This is a genomic window from Mycobacterium sp. TH-M103, assembly GCF_057473785.1.
The window spans coordinates 1-2,107 of sequence record NZ_JBYCLG010000176.1; the positions used below are offsets into that span (position 1 = coordinate 1).

2 protein-coding genes are annotated in these 2,107 nt (G+C 72.6%); both read right to left on the reverse strand.

Annotated elements, in window-relative coordinates; translation table 11 throughout:
* Positions 1 to 47: 47 nt before the first annotated feature.
* Positions 48 to 1,091, reverse strand: coding sequence for a zinc-dependent metalloprotease (locus AC2VOR_RS09735; protein WP_369741399.1), 1,044 nt, complete (start codon positions 1,089 to 1,091; stop codon positions 48 to 50).
* Positions 1,088 to 2,107: D-alanyl-D-alanine carboxypeptidase/D-alanyl-D-alanine endopeptidase (dacB, locus tag AC2VOR_RS09740; RefSeq protein ID WP_486963690.1), on the reverse strand; the 1,020-nt coding region annotated here is incomplete at its 5' end. The genes dacB and AC2VOR_RS09735, both read right to left, overlap by 4 nt.

Here is a 2,107-nt window from a genome sequence, read left to right on the forward strand (position 1 = left end):
GGGCAGGTAGGTGGCGGCGAAACCCTCGACGGCCGCACGCAGCCGCCCTACAGGACCCTGTCGATCCATCGCCGGGGTTCGTCGATCTCGGCCGGCAACGGCAGCGTGTCGGGCCCCGACCACACGGTGTTGAACCGCTGCATTCCGACCTGCCCGACCACATGGTCCACGAACGCCTTGCCGCGGGTGTACTGGCTGAGCTTGGCGTCGAGCCCGAGCAGGGCGCGCAGCACCCGCTGCAACGGCGGCTGCCTGCGGTGGCGCCGCTCGTCGAACCGGCGGCGGATGGTGGCCACCGACGGGATCACCATCGGCCCGACGGCGTCCATCACATGGTCGGCATGCCCCTCCAGCAGCGTTCCCAGCACCAGCAACCGGTCCAGGGCTTCGCGCTGCGGCTCGGATTGCACGGCGCGCACCAGGCCCAGGATTCCCGACGACCCGGCGTCGACCCCCGCACCGCGGCTGCGGACGTAGTCGGCCAGCCGGGCGACGACCTGCCCGATGTCGTCGCCGGCGCCCTGGGTCAGCAGCCCCAGCGCCTCCGACATGTAGTCCGCCAGCCACGGGTTGGCCGTGAACTGCACGCGGTGGGTCACCTCGTGCAGGCACACCCACAGCCGGAAGTCCGACGGATCGATCCGCAGTTGCCGCTCGACGGCGATGACGTTCGGATAGACCAGCAGCAGACAGCCCTGTTTGGCGGCCGCGAACGGGTCGTACTGCCCGAGGATCCCGGAGGAGACGAACGCCAGCACAGCGCCCGTCTGCGCGCCGGTAACGCGGCCGGTGAGGAAGCCGCGGGGCTTTTCCGTCCCGTTGGTCATCGCCCGCATCGACTCGGCCGCGGCCCGCACCCACTCCGGGCGGTCGACGACGCGGGCCGCCGGCACCGACCCGTTGGTGGCCAGGCCCGTAATGTCGCGCACCGGCGGTTCGGCCGTGGCGGCCGCGCCGGTCAGCTCGTCGATCACCTGGTGGCGGGTGTAGTCGCTGAACGGCGGGCCCGGCCGGGCCAGCCGCTGCCCGACGGTGGCCGCGAAGCCCCAGTCGACGGCGGTGCCGAGCGTCAGGTCGGGCGCCGCGGTCACGTCGCGCATCCGCAGAACCACAGCTTGGCCGCCAGCGCGTCCATCGCGTTACGGCCGTTCGGGCCCGCGTCGTTGGAGAGGAACGCGAAGGTCAGGACCCGTCCGCTGCGATCGGTGACCACCCCGGCCAGCGCGTTGACGGCGGTCAGGGAGCCGGTCTTGGCGCGCAGCCAGCCGGCGGGGCCCTGGTTGCTCGCCGAGTCCAGAAAACGGTCGCCCAGCGTCCCGCTGCCAGCCGCGACCGGCAGCAGATCCAGCAGCGCCCGCAGCCCGGGTTGGTCCGGCCCCGCGGCCGCCTGCACCGTGCCGTCCAGCGTCTTGGCGGTCAGGCGGTCGTCGACCGAGAGCCCACTGGAATCCAGCAGCGTGACACCCGCCGTATCGACGTGGGCGGCACCGAGCCGGTTGGTCACCGCATCGACGGCGCCGGCGAAGCTGCGGGGCCGGTTGATGGCGGCCGCCACCTCGCGGGCGATGCATTCGGCCAGGACGTTGTCGGAGTGCTCCATCATCTGCGACAGTCGCTCGATCAGCGGCGCCGACTGCACGACCGCCAGCTGCCGCGCCCCCGAGGGTGCCGTGGCGATCTTCACGGCGGCTGGGTCCAGACCCAGGGCCTTGGCCAGTTCCCGCCCGGCGTCCAGCGCCGGGGTGTGCGACCGCCTCGAGTTCACCGTGGTGGGCTGGATGCGCCCGGCGTCGATCATCACCGACTCGATCGGGGCGATGTCACCGTTGTCGACGTCGGCCGGATCCCAGCCCTGAGCCAGCGTCGGGCCGCTGAAGGCCGAGGTGTCGACCTGCACCGCGGTCGGTGTCACGCCACTGCGCCGGACCTGATCGACCAGGTCACTGATGCGCGCCGAATCCTTGTACCAGGTCTCCACGCCGGGCGGCGCCGCGGACAGCGCCGGATCCCCGGCGCCTACCAGCACGATCGGCCCCTGGGCGTTCTGGCTGCCGGCCACCACCCGGGTGCTGATCCGGGCCTGCCGGTCCAGCGTCAGCAGCGCCGC